The organism is Pedobacter sp. A2324 (assembly GCF_059693705.1).
Window position 1 is genome coordinate 52125 of the sequence record NZ_JCASSK010000009.1, and the last position, 17585, is coordinate 69709.

Annotated in this window: 17 protein-coding genes and 1 tRNA gene; 14 read left to right on the forward strand and 4 right to left on the reverse strand. The window is 40.1% G+C overall.

All coding sequences use genetic code 11. The features are described 5' to 3' along the window. Positions 1-203 precede the first annotated feature (203 nt). The 8 genes from AC570I_RS21590 to AC570I_RS21625 all read left to right on the forward strand — a co-directional run bounded on the left by AC570I_RS21590 (position 204) and on the right by AC570I_RS21625 (position 11189). Complete coding sequence (locus tag AC570I_RS21590; protein ID WP_497407143.1) at positions 204-3479, forward strand: SusC/RagA family TonB-linked outer membrane protein; 3276 nt, start codon at positions 204-206, stop codon at positions 3477-3479. 20 nt (positions 3480-3499) lie between these two features. Next, positions 3500-5026: a RagB/SusD family nutrient uptake outer membrane protein gene (locus AC570I_RS21595; RefSeq protein ID WP_497407144.1), complete on the forward strand. Its 1527-nt coding sequence runs from the start codon at positions 3500-3502 to the stop codon at positions 5024-5026. A gap of 64 nt (positions 5027-5090) precedes the next feature. After that, entirely contained in the window at positions 5091-5987 is an 897-nt protein-coding gene (locus tag AC570I_RS21600; RefSeq protein WP_497407145.1) for a glycerophosphodiester phosphodiesterase family protein, read from the forward strand. Positions 5988-6207: 220 nt separating this feature from the next. Continuing rightward, positions 6208-6987, forward strand: a complete 780-nt coding sequence (locus AC570I_RS21605; protein ID WP_497407146.1) for a glycoside hydrolase family 16 protein — start codon at positions 6208-6210, stop codon at positions 6985-6987. A gap of 52 nt (positions 6988-7039) precedes the next feature. After that, entirely contained in the window at positions 7040-8239 is a 1200-nt protein-coding gene (locus AC570I_RS21610) for a glycoside hydrolase family 88 protein (RefSeq protein ID WP_497407147.1), read from the forward strand. 120 nt (positions 8240-8359) lie between these two features. Continuing rightward, entirely contained in the window at positions 8360-9199 is an 840-nt protein-coding gene (gene kduI / locus AC570I_RS21615; protein WP_497407148.1) for a 5-dehydro-4-deoxy-D-glucuronate isomerase, read from the forward strand. 65 nt (positions 9200-9264) lie between these two features. Continuing rightward, entirely contained in the window at positions 9265-10398 is a 1134-nt protein-coding gene (locus AC570I_RS21620; protein ID WP_497407149.1) for a BT3233 family polysaccharide utilization protein, read from the forward strand. Between the two features lie 23 nt (positions 10399-10421). Then, positions 10422-11189, forward strand: a complete 768-nt coding sequence (locus tag AC570I_RS21625) for an SDR family NAD(P)-dependent oxidoreductase (protein ID WP_497407150.1) — start codon at positions 10422-10424, stop codon at positions 11187-11189. An 85-nt stretch (positions 11190-11274) separates the two neighbouring features. Here the strand turns inward: AC570I_RS21625 and AC570I_RS21630 are convergent, their stop codons facing one another. The 3 genes from AC570I_RS21630 to AC570I_RS21640 form a co-directional block, all read right to left on the reverse strand. Beyond that, complete coding sequence (locus AC570I_RS21630; protein ID WP_047801347.1) at positions 11275-11901, reverse strand: carbonic anhydrase; 627 nt, start codon at positions 11899-11901, stop codon at positions 11275-11277. Between the two features lie 223 nt (positions 11902-12124). Then, positions 12125-12724 (reverse strand): hypothetical protein, encoded by a 600-nt coding sequence (locus tag AC570I_RS21635; RefSeq protein ID WP_497407151.1) that lies wholly within the window; start codon positions 12722-12724, stop codon positions 12125-12127. Between the two features lie 333 nt (positions 12725-13057). Further along, positions 13058-13633 (reverse strand): Crp/Fnr family transcriptional regulator, encoded by a 576-nt coding sequence (locus AC570I_RS21640; protein ID WP_497407152.1) that lies wholly within the window; start codon positions 13631-13633, stop codon positions 13058-13060. 76 nt (positions 13634-13709) lie between these two features. Between AC570I_RS21640 and AC570I_RS21645 the strand changes: the two genes are divergently transcribed. From AC570I_RS21645 to AC570I_RS21660, 4 genes are all read left to right on the forward strand, one after another. After that, positions 13710-14405, forward strand: coding sequence for an HAD family hydrolase (locus AC570I_RS21645; protein WP_047801344.1), 696 nt, complete (start codon positions 13710-13712; stop codon positions 14403-14405). Next, positions 14402-15049 (forward strand): CatA-like O-acetyltransferase, encoded by a 648-nt coding sequence (locus AC570I_RS21650; RefSeq protein ID WP_497407153.1) that lies wholly within the window; start codon positions 14402-14404, stop codon positions 15047-15049. The genes AC570I_RS21645 and AC570I_RS21650 overlap by 4 nt, the downstream gene beginning before the upstream one ends. A 34-nt stretch (positions 15050-15083) precedes the next feature. Then, positions 15084-15290 carry a hypothetical protein gene (locus tag AC570I_RS21655; protein WP_497407154.1) on the forward strand — a complete coding sequence of 69 codons (207 nt, stop codon included), beginning with the start codon at positions 15084-15086 and terminating at the stop codon, positions 15288-15290. A 111-nt stretch (positions 15291-15401) separates the two neighbouring features. After that, a tRNA-Ala gene (locus AC570I_RS21660) sits at positions 15402-15478 on the forward strand. Between the two features lie 157 nt (positions 15479-15635). Here the strand turns inward: AC570I_RS21660 and AC570I_RS21665 are convergent. Next, complete coding sequence (locus tag AC570I_RS21665; protein WP_497407155.1) at positions 15636-15968, reverse strand: hypothetical protein; 333 nt, start codon at positions 15966-15968, stop codon at positions 15636-15638. 94 nt (positions 15969-16062) lie between these two features. Here AC570I_RS21665 and AC570I_RS21670 point away from each other — a divergent pair, with 94 nt between their 5' ends. Together AC570I_RS21670 and AC570I_RS21675 are read left to right on the forward strand one after the other, a co-directional pair. Continuing rightward, on the forward strand, positions 16063-16923 hold the full coding sequence (locus AC570I_RS21670) for a hypothetical protein (protein ID WP_497407156.1): 861 nt from the start codon (positions 16063-16065) through the stop codon (positions 16921-16923). 145 nt (positions 16924-17068) lie between these two features. After that, entirely contained in the window at positions 17069-17551 is a 483-nt protein-coding gene (locus AC570I_RS21675; protein ID WP_497407157.1) for a hypothetical protein, read from the forward strand. Positions 17552-17585 lie beyond the last annotated feature (34 nt).

Sequence of the window (17585 nt, forward strand, 5' to 3'; positions counted from 1 at the left end):
GTTAACATTGCAGCCGTCTTCTTATTGTACTGTTAACCTGCCGGCAATGTTTTCTTAAAACAGCAAGCCTAGTTTTGCCGACGTAAAAAGCTCTCCCAAACAAATTTTTAATTAAAACATTTGCCTATGTGAATTTGAAAATGTACGCCTTTCAATAACATAAACGAATTTCTATTTCTCAAACAATTACTTAAATCAAAAAGATGATTTCATTTTTTTCAGTAACAGGTATCAAAACTACCTGTAGGAAATTGCTATTGCCGCTCGGTTTACTCGCCGTTTGCAATACTCCGGTCCTGGCAGCCAGTAATGCTAAATTATTTCCGTCAATTAAACTCAATAATCATTTAGCTGCTATCAGTGGAACGGTAACCGATGAGAAGGGACAGCCCCTTCCTGGTGTGAGTGTTTACGACAAACAAACCAAAAAAACAACCACTACAGATGCTAATGGTAAATTTATAATCGATGCAACAAATGGCGCAACCTTAATATTTTCGTATATCGGCTTCGAAACGCAGGAACTTTTGGTTGGAACTAGTAAAACGATTAATGTACAACTAAAAGAAAGCAGTAACACGCTGAATGAAGTCGTTGCCATCGGTTATCAGAAGATCAGGAAATCTGATGTTACCGGTGCAATCAGTAGTGTCAAAGCCAGTGAAATGAACCTAAGTGCACCAACCGTTGGTCAGGCACTTGTGGGCAAAGTAGCAGGCGTACAGGTGTCGCAAACCACAGGCGCACCTTATGCTGGTACAAAAATCCGGGTAAGAGGTGTCGGTTCAATTAATGCCAGCTCCGATCCTTTATATGTTATTGATGGTTATCCATCAGGAAATAACGTTTTCATTAACCCTGAAGATATTGAAACCATCGACATTTTGAAAGATGCAGCATCTGCGGCTATTTACGGTTCAAGAGCATCGGGCGGTGTAGTGATCATTACCACTAAACGTGGAAAAGAAGGTAAAGGCCGTTTTGAGTATGATGTGCAGGCTGGAATCACACAACTAGCAAAGAAAGTAAAACTATTGAATGCTGAACAGTTCATTCAGTTGATGATTGATGGTCGTAACAATGCCTACAAGGATTTAGTTGTGAACGCCGGAAAAACCTGGAACGATGGAATGTTTTCGGATAGCAATTCAGCCCGTACAGCAAATGTAGGGAACAGTTCGTCTGTGAGTATTCCAACTGATATCTACAACTTCGCAACGCAAACACCCATTGCTCCGAAATACGATACTGATTGGCAGGATGTACTTTACAGAGATGCTTTCTTTCAACGTCATAACCTCTCATTTTCGGGCGGTAATAAGGATATTAAATATTATGTAAGTGGCGGTTATCAGGATCAGGATGGTATTGTAACCAATACCGCAATGCGTTCCTTAAACTTCCGTTCCAACATAGAAGGTCAGGTAAGCAAACGCCTTAAGGTAGGGGCAAACATTGCCTTAACCCAAACGAATAATAAAGAAGTCGGTGAGGGTCGTTTCAGTCCGATGATGTCTGCGTTACTTTATCTTCCCTATTTGCCGGCAACGGATGCAAATGGTAACCCCATTAAATATGGCATGGCTGCTTTAGGAGATCAGTATGGCTATCAAGGTTTAGAAAATCCGCTTGCTACGGTTAATGAAATGAAAATTAATCGTCTGGGAAACCGCAATAACTACAATGCATATGCCACCTATGAAATCCTGAATGGCTTAAACTTTAAAGCTAATTTAGGTACGCAGAATTATAGCGAAAAATATGATTACTATCGCCCGGGTAGTTTAAGTAATGGTAGTGGAAATGCACCTTATTCAGCTTCTTCAATTGCAGCGTCTAATTCTATTGCCCAAAACCTGACAAGAATAGATAAGCTGGCAGAGTTTACATTAAATTATGATAAAAAGTTTGGCAAACATAACCTGAACGTGTTGGGAGGCTATTCAGCCCAGCATACTGCAACTGATGTGGTACGCATCAGTGCTACCGGTTTTACCAGCGATAAGATCGGCGAGATTACCGACAAGCCGGCAGATGCCAATTTATTTACTTTAGGGTCTGCAACCGGAAAAACAGTGACTACGCTTCTTTCGTATTTTGGTCGGTTTAGCTACAATTATGACGGGAAATATTTCTTAACGGGATCATTCCGTACAGATGGTTCTTCGCGTTTTGGCCCTAATAATAAGTGGGGGTCTTTCCCATCAGTTGCCGCAAGCTGGAACTTGTCTCAGGAAGAGTGGTACAATGATTTCTTAGGTAGAGGTTCATCGGTTAAATTGAGAGCCAGCTGGGGTTTGAGTGGCAATAACAATATCGGCGATTACAACCATACCCAAACCATGAACTCTCCAGGAGGATCTGTTTTCGGAGCAGGAACAGGTGTATCGACAGCCATGTGGGCTGGAGGAATTAAAGATCAGAATCTGGGATGGGAATCAACATCACAATATAACTTTGGTACTGATCTAAGCTTCTTGAACGGACGTTTGTCGGTAATGGCGAATTACTATTACAGTTTATCGTATAACCTCTTATTCAATCAACCTATCTCTGCAGTTTCAGGTTCTTCAACAATCTTAACGAATCTTAAAGACAGTAGGGTAAGGAATAAAGGTTTTGATCTTCAGTTGGATGGCCGCATCATTAATAACGATAACTTCACTTTAGGTTTGAGTGCTAATATTGCGCTGAATAAGAACAAAGTACTCAATCTGGGTGGAAACAGCACCATATTTACCAACGGTGCCGAACGTTCTTACATTACACACGTAACCATGGAAGGCCAGCCGGTTGGTATGTTTTATGGCTATCAGGTAGCGGGTAGAGTAACCCCGGAATTATTAGGTAAGGTGGCCCGGTCCTCAGCACAATCTAATCCATATAAAGTTGGAGATTTATACTTTGAAGATACCAATGGAGATGGCATAGTTAACGATGCTGATAAAAAGATCATTGGAAGTCCTTATCCCGACTTTACCTATGGCTTCGCAGTAAACGCAAGTTATAGAGCAATCGACTTCAGAGCGTCATTTAATGGTTCTCAAGGTAACAGCGTATTGGATGGGCAGGATTACTACCTGTACAACTTTGAGGGATCAGGAAATCAATATGTAGAAGTGGCTGATCGTTACAGAAATGAAGCTAACCCTGGAAGTGGCTTAAATTACCGGGCATCCCGCGCCGGAACGCAGAGCAACAGTACCCGTCTATCATCCTTCTACATTCAGGATGGTTCTTATCTAAGATGTACAAATATGACCCTAGGCTATAATTTTCCTAAGGCCGTAGCCAAAAATCTCCATGTCGAGAATATCAGGATATTCGGTAGCGTAGATAACGCATTTACCATCACTAATTATAAAGGTTATAATCCTGATGTAGATTATAATGGCGGTGCTAACTTAACTCCAGGGGTTGATTATGGAAACTATCCTTTAGCACGCGCTTATAACCTCGGAATAAAATTAACCTTCTAAAGATTATTAATTCAAATAAAATGAGAAAAAATATATTGATAGTTTTTATAGGATTGATATCGTTGTCGGCCTGTAAAAAAGATTTTCTGGAACAGGAAAATCCAAATGCATCAAATATTGCACAATACTACACTTCGCAGAACGACGTATTGCTTGCGGTGAATGGTGCTTACGCATCATTGAGAAGTGGAGATAATATTGGTGAAAACAGTGGCTTGTATACCGATCAGCGTTCTGATGATACAGGTACAAATGATAATCAGAGTAATGCAGGCGAGCCATTTCAGTTTGGAGACTTTAGTATTTCACCTAGTAATGCTTACTTGAAAAATCACTGGGGAAGTCTTTATCAAACAATCAGCAGATGCAACATCATCACATCCAATATTGATAATGTTCCATTTACAAATCCGGAAATTAAAATCCAGTATTTGGGAGAAACCAAATTCCTTCGTGCATTGATGTATTTCCAGTTGGTTAGAAAATGGGGCGACGTTCCATTGGTTACCAAACAACTAAACTCAACAGCAGAGGTAACCGAAAATACTTACAGGCAACCACAAACAGCAGTTTATGCGCAGATTGTATCTGACCTGAAGGATGCATTGGCAAGTACTTTAATCCCAAACCTCGCCACAGGAGCAAATGCCGGAAGAGTGTCTAAAGCGGCTATAAATGGTTTATTAGGTCAGGTGTATTTGACCATGGCAACTACATTGGATGCGGGTAAAACAGAAAATCTTGCTAACGCTAATACTTACTTAACGGCAGCTTACAATTTAAAACCCTTTGCTTCATTAACAGCAGTGCCTTACGCAGATGTTTTCGACGTAACAAAGAAAAATAGTAACCCCGAAATTATCTTTGAAATTGTAAATATTCAGGGTAATGCCAGTTATGCTTCCAGCATTGCTGCAAATAATCAGGCATGGGGCGAAACGATCAACTCCAAAAAGGCAGCTACAAACGTGGGTGGTAACGTTACGCCCGATTTAGTGCTGGATTATGAAACTGGTGATCCACGTAAAGATTTTTCAATCAAGTATGCTGCAGATACGCGTGTATTAGACTGGTTTGTAACCAAGTACCGTGATGTCAGTGATAATGCAGGTGTAAACGGCTACGGCGGTAACAACTGTCCCCTCATGCGCTACGCAGATATTATCCTCATGCTGGCAGAAGTAAATATGTTACAAGGGAACGACGCAGCAGCCATAACTTACCTGGATATGGTGAGGGCAAGGGCAGGTGTTCCATTATACGCCGTAGCACGCACAAACGCTACCTATAATGCTAAATACCCAACTTTAAAACTGGCTATTTTACATGAGCGTCGCGTAGAGTTAGCATTCGAACACCACAGATGGTTTGACTTGCTGCGTTTCTTTACTACCACTGAGCTGGTAACATTTTTCAAAGCTAAATCACAAGCCAACTTTGGAAATGCCAGACTCAGCAACTTTACCACAAAAGACAGGTACTTCCCGATCCCTTTTGATGAGTACAAACTGAATCCGGAAAAAATGTACCAGAATCCTGGCTACTAAAAATATTAATAAATGGCAAACCCCGGGCGATTGAGCAATCAATCGCCCTTTTATATTTTTAAAGATGAAATACAAAATCTTGATCGCATCAGTACTGGTTCTAAATGCCCTGAATACTTTTGCCCAGCAACCTGCAGCTAAACTGACTACACTTTTTAATTTAAACCATAAAAATATACTTGTTGCCGCACACCGTGGCGATTGGCGCAATGCGCCCGAAAACTCCCTAAACGCGCTGCTAAACTGTATTGATAAAGGTTTTGATATGATGGAGCTTGATGTGAAAATGACCAAAGACAGCGTGTTGGTGGTCATGCACGACCAAACCATCGACCGCACCACCAACGCAAAAGGCAAAGTAAGCGACTATACTTTTCAAGAAATAAGTAAGTTCAGACTTAAAAACGGTCTCGGCAGGGTAACCTTAAACCCCATTCCCACATTTAAAGAAATGATGCTTGCCGCAAAAGGGAAAATACTGATTAATGTAGATAAAGGGAACGACCACCTCACTGAAGTATTCAAAGTATTAAATGAAACCGGAACCTTGAATCAGGCCATCGTAAACGTTGGAGATAACATCAGCTACAGTAAATTGATTTCTACAGAAAAGATCCCATCGGATGCCGCGCTGATGGTCGTAGTTAACATGGCCGGGCCTGATGCCATTGAACTAATCAAAAGCTATAAAGCTTTTCCAAAAAGTGTTATCCAGCCCATTTTTAATACCGATACTTTATCCACCTTAAAATCACTTCCTGCAATTGCGAAAAGTCAGGTCATCTGGCTGAATAGTTTGTGGCCTTCACTTAACGGCGGGCACGACGATGATCGCGCCGTTGAACAAAAAGATACAAAAGGGAGCTGGGCCTGGTTACTGGAACTTAAGCCTCTGGTGATCCAAAGCGACCGCCCGGCAGATCTGATATCCTATTTGAAAGCAAATCATGCACATCAATAAAAAAATTACCGCCCCAAACTACGTTTTTGTGTGCTATTTGTTACAATGTTTAGGAATTTCACCCTAATTGTTTAGGATAATCACCCAAGGAAAGCAAGTTTAACAAATATGTTTGTATCGCTTTAAGGTAACATAAAGCATATGAAATAATTGTTTGTTTAATATTTGACTGGCTGCACCTACGCTGTTTAAAAGGTGTAGCCGGTTTTTTCCTTCATCTATGAAAATTGTACTTGCTGCATTATTAGCGTTTCTATGTGTAAAGGGCTTTGCCCAAAGTAACGGACCTAAAAGAAAATTAATCTGGTTCGACGAGTTTAATTATACCGGTTTACCTGATCAGCGCAAATGGGATTATGAAACCGGATTCGCCCGTAATAAAGAACCACAGTACTATACGCGGGAGCGCCTCGAAAACGCCAGGGTAGCAGATGGAAAACTGATTATCCAGGCCATCAAAGAATCTTACAAAGGCGCAAACTATACCTCCGCAAGCTTAATTACCCTTGGTAAAAAACATTTCCGGTATGGCAGGGTAGAAGTGAGGGCTAAAGTGACCAAAGGCATTGGCGCCTGGCCCGCAATATGGATGCTCGGCGTAAACCGCCAGGAAGTCAAATGGCCTTTCTGTGGTGAAATTGATATCCTCGAGTATGTAGGAAAGGATTCAACTCAGGTTTATGCAACCACACACTTTACAGATAAAGATGATGTATACCATTATCAAACTGAAAAGCCTGTAGTAGGGAAACCCTGGGAAGATTACCATGTATATGCCATCAATTGGGATAAAAAGAAGATTGAATTCTATTATGATGATAAGTGTTACTTCACTTACGACCTGAGTAAAGCAGATCATGAAGACTATAATCCTTTCAGAAGGAAATTCTATCTCCTGCTCAATATGGCACTTGGGCGGGAAGGCACGCTCGGCGGCCGGCTCGACGATCGTATTTTACCGTTAACTTATGAAGTGGATTATGTGCGTGTGTACAAGTAAAATCATCAGCATCATCAATCTTTCCCTCAACTTAAAACCCTAACAAACCAATATGATTAACAAAAGTCTGATCTTTAGCCTCCTGCTTTTCTCAGGTGTAACTTCTTCCGCACAAAAAACTGCTGTAAAGCCAATGGCACAGCTTATCGATGAAGAATTCAGGTTTGCCACCAGCCAGTACAAAGTCCTCGCACGTAACATTACACCGGGTAAAACACCCCAAAGTTATCAGGATGGTAAGTCAATAAATAAAGAAATTACCTGGTGGTGCAGTGGTTTTTATTCCGGGAGTTTATGGTATATCTTTGAGCAAACCAAAGACATTGCCATAAAGAAACAGGCCGAAGAGGCCTTGAAACTGATTGAACCCAATCAAACCTATACGGGCAACCACGACCTGGGTTTTATGATGTACTGTAGTTTTGGAAATGCCTATCGCATCACAGGCAAGCCTGAATATAAAGCCATCATCAACCGGTCGGCAGAATCGCTGGCCAGCCGTTACCATGAGCCGGTAAGAGCCATCCAATCCTGGAATAAAAGCAAGTATTGGGAATATCCGGTCATCATCGATAACATGATGAACCTCGAAATGATGAACTGGGTATCCGATCAGGGTGGAGATCCAAAGTATAAGGAAATCTCCATTAACCATGCAAATACCACACTGAAGAATCACTTTCGCCCTGATTTCAGCTCCTATCATGTAATCGATTATAATCCGGAAACCGGAGCGGTAAGGCGAAAAGCAACCTGGCAGGGAGCAGCTGATTGCTCGGCCTGGTCACGCGGACAAGGATGGGCACTTTACGGCTACACCATGATGTACCGTTTCACTAAAAACCAGGCTTATCTGGCTCAGGCCAGGGGAATAGCAAAATTTATCCTCAATCATCCCAATCTGCCGGCAGATAAAATACCCTTCTGGGACTTTGATGCACAGGGAATTCCATATGCCAAACGCGATGCATCTGCAGGTGCTTTGATTGCTTCAGCACTCCTTGAACTGGGTCAGTATACGCCGGAAGATGAAACGAAAACATACAAAGCTGCGGCCGAAACCATGATATATTCCTTATCAACTGATGCCTACCGGGCGAAGCCGGGAACCAATGGTGGTTTTCTGTTAATGCACAGTACAGGTGCCTACCCGCTCAATATAGAAATTGATGTACCGCTCATCTATGCTGATTATTATTATCTGGAAGCATTGGCCCGTTATAAAAAATGGTATCTGGGAAATCAGAAGTAAATTTAAACGTTGGTTATACGTTAATTTTCAATAATTTCGGTATTCATTCAAATAATAAGCATGGTATAAATATATTTGCTACCGGAACTTATTGTTTCACCTTATCTCAAATTTTAACCAATGAATAAATTCGAAAGCCGTTACGCTCAAAGCCCTAAAGAAGTAAAACAAATGGATACCGCTGCTTTGCGGGAAAACTTCCTGATTGAAAATGTTTTTGAGGCTGATCAGGTAAACTTAACATTATCTCACTTCGACAGGTACATCGTAGGTGGTGCTATGCCGGTTGGTCAAACTCTTGAACTACCTAATCCTGATGATCTTAAGGCCACTTATTTTCTGGAGCGCCGGGAACTGGGAATCATCAATGTTGGTGGTAAAGCCATCGTAACTGCTGATGGTGAAAAATTCGAACTGGAATATAAAGAAGCTTTATATATCGGGAAAGGTACGCAATCAGTAACATTTGCCTCGGCAGATGCTGTACAGCCTGCAAAATTATACATCAATTCGGCACCTGCCCACCACACTTACCCAACAAAAAAAGTGAGCAAGGCAGATGCAGAGATTGTGGAACTGGGTACACCTGAAACAGCAAACCACCGCGTCATCAATAAGCTTTTGGTGAATAGCGTATTGCCTACCTGCCAGTTGCAGATGGGAATGACCGAACTGAAATCAGGCAGTGTATGGAACACCATGCCAGCCCATACACACGACCGCAGAATGGAAGCCTACTTCTATTTCGAAGTGCCTCAGGGACAAAGTGTGTGTCATTTTATGGGGCAGCCACAGGAAACACGCCACATCTGGATGCAGAACGATCAGGCCGTTATTTCTCCAAACTGGTCAATACACTCCGGTGCAGGAACCAGTAACTATACCTTTATCTGGGGCATGGCAGGTGAAAACCTCGACTATGGCGACATGGACCACTGTGCCATTACCGAATTAAAATAAGTTATTCAAAATAAGCCTGGGGTCTACCCCAGGCTTATTGTTTGTTTACCTCAATCCTATAAACAATGAAAAGAATCTTTCACTGTATTGTACTGCTTTTATTATTCTCTTCTCATGCATTTGCACAGCAGAAATACCCAACCATAACAATTAAAAATTCATCTTCTGCTAACAGGGCGGATGTGGTGGTTTCAATTCCCTGGGCGCAGATTTTAAAAGCAGATCCGAAAATTGATACCGCCAAGTTTTTGGTGATGAACAAGAATACAGAAACTGAAATCCCGCATCAGCTTGAATATAAAGGTGAAAAAACAGTACAAAACCTGTTGTTACAGGTTTCTGCAAAGGCGCAGGAAAGCCTGGTCTTGCTCATCTTTGCATCAAAAGCCAAACCAGTTGTAGCAAAAACTTTTGCCCGCTATGTGCCCGAACGTAAAGATGATTTTGCCTGGGAAAACGACCGTATCGCTTTCAGGATGTATGGTAAGGCTTTAGAGAAAACATCAGAGGATGCCTATGGTATCGATGTGTGGGTGAAAAGCACAGAAAAGCTTGTGGTAAACGACCGCTATAAAAAGAACGATTATCATAAAGATCATGGCGATGGCTTAGATTATTATAGCGTTGGCTTCACCCTTGGTGCCGGAAGTATGGCACCATACCTGAATAACAAAGTTTACTATTCCGGTAATTACCGCACTTCTAAAGTGTTGGATAATGGTCCCTTGCGTTCCACTTTTCAGCTTACTTATGATGAATGGGATGTTGCCGGAAAGAAGGTGAAGGTAACTAAAACGATATCGATCGATGCAGGTTCACAATTAAACAAAATCGAAAATGTATATAGCTGGTCAGGCAGCGGCAGTTTGCCTGTTGCCATTGGTCTGGCAACCAGAGGCGAAAAACAAATGAAGACGCTCCAGGATCAAAGTGGCGTAATCGGATATTGGGAACCGGTACACGGAGCGGATGGGATAACCGGCGTAGGCGCTGTAAGCGGAAAATCATTTACGAGCACCCTGGCAGAACCAAAACAACTATTAGCCTTAACTGAAGTTAAAAATAATATCCCTTATGTTTACTATGCCGGTGCAGCATGGAATAAGGGTGGTAGAATTGCTGATGAAACCGCGTGGTTTAAGTACTTAAAAGAATTTCAGCAACAATTGAAAACACCATTGAAAATAACCGTCAAATAAAACATCATAAAAATTAAGATCTTATGTCACAAAATATATTCAATCTAATTGGTAAAACTGCGCTGGTTACCGGTTGCAAAAGGGGAATTGGTAAAGCAATGGCGCTGGCCCTTGCTGAAGCCGGCGCCGACATTATCGGAGTTTCTGCCAATCTTGAACTGCAGGGAAGCACAATAGAACAGGAAGTTACTGCACTGGGAAGAAGGTTTTATGCTTATCAATGTAATTTCAGCGATCGTGAGTCTACCCTTAAATTTGCCGCACAAGTAAAGGCAGATCATCCGGTAATCAATATTCTGGTTAATAATGCCGGAACAATATTGCGTAAACCAATTGCCGAACACCCTGATGAAATGTGGGATGAAGTGATTGCCGTTAACCAGACTGCACCATTTATTTTGACCAGAGAGATCGGCCGCGATATGGTTAACAGAGGAAGCGGGAAGGTTATTTTTACGGCCTCGCTTTTATCATTCCAGGGTGGTATTACCGTTCCAGGCTATGCTGCCAGTAAAGGTGCTATCGCATCATTAACCAAAGCGTTTGCCAATGAATGGGCAGCTAAAGGGGTTAATGTAAACGCCATTGCTCCTGGCTACATTGCAACTGATAATACATCTGCTTTAAGGGAAGATCAGGATAGAAGTACATCGATACTGGCACGTATACCCGCCGGAAGATGGGGAACTCCGGAGGATTTCAAAGGTCCAACCTTATTCCTGGCCTCTGGTGCAAGCGATTATGTGCACGGAACGATCCTAACGGTTGACGGTGGCTGGATGGGACGATAGTATCACCTCTAAAACAAAAAAAGTCCGGAGTTCTGGTCATCAAACCTGTACTCCGGACTTTTCCATTTATAATCTATTACCCGAACTAGTACAAGTCATATATCTCTTTAATGTCTTTCAATACGGCTTTGAAATCCAGTTTCAGGTCGATAAGCTTACCCGTACGAATATCAAATACCCAGCCATGAACGGTTAAACCACGCTCTGTAATCGCTTGTTGAATTGCCGCTGTTTTAAGCAGGTTTACACACTGTTCCTGAACATTCAGTTCCACCAAACGGTCATAGCGTTTTCCTTCATCCTCAATCGCGTTTAATTCATCTTTATGGGTACGGTACACATCACGGATGTTTCTTAACCACGGATTTAAGATACCCATGTCTGCAGGCTGCATAGCGGCTTTCACACCACCACAGTTATAATGCCCGCAAACCACTACGTGTTTCACCTTCAAATGGCGAACAGAGTAGTTTAAAACGGTCATCACATTTAAATCTACGTTGTTTACCAGATTAGCTACGTTACGGTGTACAAAGGCCTCTCCTGGTTTTATACCCATTAAATCTTCTGCCGTTACACGGCTATCCGAACAGCCGATGTATAAAAATTCAGGGGTTTGTCCTTTAGCCAGTTCTGTAAAATAATCAGGATTGATGGCCAGTTTATCAGTGATCCATTGCTCATTGTTTTTAAATACGTCTGCTACATTCATATTCTATATCTCGATTTTGTTTTTATTGGTATGATGAACTATTAATTTATTATAAAACTAAAGAAAGATTTCCTGATTTCGATGAGTTCTTCTTCAGTTATTGTATTGTTTATATTAAAACGCTCAGGCTATCCAGAAACAACAGCTATGGAGAATATGTTTTACAATAAAAAAAGGTCCTGGTATAATGCCAGGACCTTGCATAGGTAGATGAAATGGATTTTTAGCTGGCTACAGCAATTGCATTCTTATTAATGTGTTTAGGTAGTTCTTCTAATGTGTAAAGATTGGAAAGACATTCACCCAATACATTTTTATGGGTATACCAGGTATTCTCGTGGGTAAAATGACACACACCAATCCCCATTTCGGTAATTATTGCCCCAATAAGGGTAGCGAAATGGCTTTCAAATAAGTTGCCGCTATAATACTTCAGTGAGAAAACCTTGTTGTATTTTTCCAGTTGTTCTTCAATTTCTGCAGTTAATTTTACCGGTGCCGCAGCTTTCTTTTTTTTCTTTTTAAACAGTTTCTGCAAAAAGTTTTGCCTTACCAGCTTGTCTTTAAATAGCTTCTTTTTATATTCTTTTAAATTGAAAGACTGCATTCCCGTACTGAAATTCAACTTCAAGTTGTTTTCATTGAAAGAGGTGATGCTGGGTTTGTCCCATTTAAAAACCATTGCAAGTGAACCTGATGGGTTTCTGAAAGAAAATGATGGATTCATATCCAAAACGGTTTCATGTTCATTTAGCCGTTTTAAAAGGGTTGGAATAAGTTCGTCAGTGAGTGAGTTTGAGTAGATGTGGATAAAAGCGCTCATAATTATAAGATTACTAATAGATTAGTTATTACCAGGAAATAATTCCTTGTGATTTTTATACGAAATTAGGATATCTGGAAATTAAAATACTTTAGGATGCGCCCATGGGGATCATTCTGGAAATGTCAATGGTCAATGTAAAGGTTCTTTTTTGCATGGTTATTCATTTGTGTATGTGCTTATAATGTATCCGGCAGATCATTTTAAGCTTAAAACGTTTGTTTGTTTGATTTCGCTACAGTAGCAAAAAAATATTTTACATACAATAACTATACCAATGATGCCCTTCCATACATCCGCAGACTTGGTGATATGAATCATTGTTGTTATAGATCAACTGTTTTTTTCCTGAACCAATTTTAATACTCTGTTAAAACTCCGTGTAGATATCCCCAGATAGGCCGCCATATCTTCCTTTGAAATAAAAATCTGCTCGTCTGTTTGCAGCTTTAACAGTTTTTCCAAACCGTATTCCAGTGTGTACAATTGCTGAAAAGATGCCCTTGAGCTGGTTTGAATAATCCGTGTGGAAAGTTCCTGAAGCAATAGGCGGTTAAACTCGTTATTTTGTTCCGTCAGGGAAATAAAAACATGATCGGGAATGGCAAACACTGTCACCTCCGTAATGGCTTCCACATTACAAAGGCAATTAATTTTTTTAATGGCCTCCAGTTCTCCGGCAAGCTCCCCCTTTCCCAAAAACTCAATGATGAAATCCTTCCCGTTTTCCTCAGAAATAAAACACTTGGTAATACCATCTTTCACAATGTAAATGTTGCGTATCTGCTCTCCCTGCTCAATAAATCTGTACCCTGCCGGGAATGACTTGATGGTAATTCTTGATTCCTCATTGCCGGCATAATAACGCTCAATAAAAGATAAAAGTGATAAGTTGGTGCGTAACATCATTTCCTGTTAAGACAAATGTCCTTTTTAATCTAATTAGCTTGATCTACATTTGCACCACGAAATTAGTGCAATAACTGTGAACAATCAAATTAGCGTAATTGCTTTCGATGCAGATGATACCCTGTGGGTAAATGAGCCCTACTTCCGGGAAACCGAAGCCAAGTTTGCCGGACTGCTGGAGGATTTTATGCCCCACCACAGCATCATAGCCGAACTCTTAAAAACGGAAATCGATAATTTACCGCTTTATGGCTATGGTATTAAAGGTTTTATGCTCAGTATGATTGAAACGGTATTGCGGATAACTGAAGGAAAAGTCAATCCTGAAGTCATCAGCAGAGCCATTCAGCTTGGTCAGGAAATGCTCAGCAAACCAATAGAATTACTTGATGGCGTAGAAGAGGTTTTAAAAGCATTACAAGGAAAATATAAACTGGTGGTGGCAACTAAAGGTGATTTGCTCGATCAGCAAAGGAAGCTTAACAAATCCGGATTGGACCATTACTTTCACCACATTGAAATCATGAGCGATAAGCAGGAATCGGATTATCGAAAATTGCTGAAACACCTCGATTGCAAACCGGAACAATTTCTGATGCTGGGCAACTCACTGAAATCGGATGTTTTGCCCGTATTAAACATTGGAGGGCATGCAGTACATATTCCCTACCATACCACCTGGGTACACGAGCATATCGATCATACCATTGAACATGCCAATTTTTATCAGATGGAAAGCCTGTCTGAAGTTTTACCTAAATTATTAGAATGAGAGAAAAAATAGATATCAACACCTGGATCAGAAAAGATCACTTTAACTTTTTTAACAGTTTCACAGAGCCTTTCTTCGGCATCAGCGTAGAAGTAGACTGCACTTCAACCTATCAGGAGGCTAAACAAAAAGAACAATCATTCTTTTTGCTTTACCTGTACAAATCGCTTCAGGCAGCAAATGCCATAGAGCCTTTTCGTTACCGCATTATCAATGGCGAGGTTTGGAAATACAATCAGGTGCACGCTTCCGCAACCATCAACCGGCCTAACGGAACTTTCGGTTTTGGCTACATCGATTTCAACGAAAATTTCAACGAATTCCTGGCAGGCGCCGAAAAAGAAATTCAGCAGGTGCAAAATACCAGCGGACTAATCCCATCTTCTTCCGGCGAAAATGTAATCCACTATTCTGCTCTTCCATGGCTCGATTTCAAATCCTTGTCGCACGCCCGTAATTTTTCCTATCAGGATAGCTGCCCCAAAATATCTTTTGGTAAAGTGAAAGATCTCGACGGCAGGAAAATCATGACCATCTCCATTCATGTCAGTCACGCCCTGATGGACGGTTTTCATGTATCACAGTTTGTTGACCACTATCAAGCCTTGCTAAACGAAGAGATTAAGGATTTAATTACCGCTTAATTTAAGCTTAATACGGGAATATTATTTTGGGTGAATGTTTCTAGCCACTCTTATCGTTCCCTTTTATCTTCTGGCAATTATCGCCATCTTTTTCATGAACTCTTTTCAAAAAGGAATGCTGTTTATGGTGATGCTGCTGATTGCCACTTTTATATTGTTCTTATTTATAACCAATCCTTTACCTTCGGCCATGGCGGTAATTTGTTTTATGGCTTTATTTGCATTTAAACTTAAAGATTAAATATCATTTGTATTAGTTAAACTTATTACTATTTTTGCAACGCAGCTGGATAGTTCATCCTCAACAGCACAGGGGCAATTGCTTAAATCTGTTTAACTGCGAATCAAATTTGGGGGATTAGCTCATTTGGCTAGAGCGCTTCGCTGGCAGTGAAGAGGTGATCGGTTCGAATCCGATATTCTCCACCACATTAAAGGCTACCTGTAAGGTGGCCTTTTTGTTGTTTAAAGGGCTTTTCTTTTCTAGCATAGTGGTGTAAATATACGAATTTGTCCGTGAAATGTCCGTGTAAATATGGGCTAAATTGTCGCTCCAAACTTCATTAAGGGCGCTTTTGATATTGATTTAGGACTTTCTTTTTTTAGATGTATTAGATTTTAACAATATGTTTGCCTTTTCTAGCTGAATATTATCTGCCTGTGAAATAGATTTAGAGTTGGAGCTGCTCTTGAATAAACTATTATGTATATCTTGGATCAGCTTCAATTGCTCAGTCTGCTTTTCTACAATACTTTGATAGCTATCATTTGAAGAAACATCTGGTGTGATTGGCTCAATCTCTAAATCTCCGTTTAATATCATTTCGCATTCAAACTGAATTAAATCTGCATCCGATCTAATTTCTACTCCCATATTGAAAGCAAGGGATAATAGGTCTTGTCTGTGGTAATCTTTCATTAACTCAAATTAAAATGGTAAAGATAATAAATAGAGCAAGGCTAAACGGACATGAAGCTTGGAATTACTAATTTTGTTTAAAACAGTCTACACGATGCCGCTACATGAAATAAAAGGAGTTCAGGATATATCTTATAAAGTTCTCAAAGATTATCACTTTACAGCTAAACAGAAATATGATTTAAGAGAAGAGCAGTCTGAAATTCAAGATGTACCATTTGAATTTTCTTTATACTTAGAATCTGAAAAGGTTGACGATTCCATAAATGAATATATGGAGTTTCAAAAGAAGTTGGCTGACCTAGGTGTTTGGATTCATATGGGACATTTGATTTACATAACGCAACACCTAATTGCCTATGAGGGTGGATTTTCTGAACAAGATGGAAGACTAAACGATAAAATCATAGAACACCTATTGACCTTAAAACGTTTACTTGCGATAAAAGAGGCCTCACAATATAGCGGATTACGTTTAGAGCTGACGCACAATTTATATGGTAAAGAATTCGACAACTACACTAATATAATAGATGCGAGCATAATTACGGCTGCCGTTAACACATTAATCACCGAAGTGATTACAATGATTAAGGAGAATAACTTCCTTTACTCTAGTACTTTTGATGAGCTTATCCAAAATGAAAGTATTTCGACAACAAATGAGGTACAAAATGTAATTAACAAACTATCTATAATGAGTAAGTTCAAATTCGAATCGCTACTTCGTTATACCGTTGCTAAACGTTTGCAGGAATACACCGATAAATATACTGAGCTAAATCCTAATGGTGCATTTTTAACTAATGATCAACTACGTGTTATTTATGCTGTTTGTAAAATTAACAACTTAATTCCGGTTGTACATGAAGTTGAAAGGGACGCTTTAAACTATATGAGAATGGTTATTACTAATAAAGGCGGAGAAGAGCCAATGGAATCTAAATTAATATAGCCTTATTTTATTCTATTGACAGCCAGTGCTATAACTAAAATCTAAACTGACTATTTCTATTGTGAGGTTTAAGATTTCGTTTTGAGGGACTTTTGTGATGTGCCATAGAGGTACACTAATATAAAATCACTTAAATCGAATCAAAATGAACATCAAATCACTTCAAATCGGCGAATATCAAATCAGAGAAGTATTCCAACAACTAATCGATGGTAAAATGGTTGACTGTGCAGAGGCATATTACAAACAATTTACTAGCAACCATTTCAGCATTAATACCTGCATTATTAAGATTGGAGCATTGTATAACAAAGCATCAATTGGTCCGAATCATATTGACCGATATGATTTAATTTATGGAACGGTCAAGATAGATGAATTAAACATTTTACCAGAACGCTGCGTAAAATGGAGATTTGAGAGTTCGTCTGCTTTTGAGCAACTTAAAGATAATCATAACGAATTCGAAATGGATGCTTTAATGCAAAAGCAAGAACATGATTCCATGTTGCAAGATATTGCAGATGGAATCTTTCTCGATGATCTAGAATTTCAAAATCAATCAGAAGCCGCAAGAATAGGTAATCAAAATCAAACGGATCAAGAAACACAAGATCAAGCTTTCTAAATTACGCAATTTAAACAATGAGATGAGGCAGAGA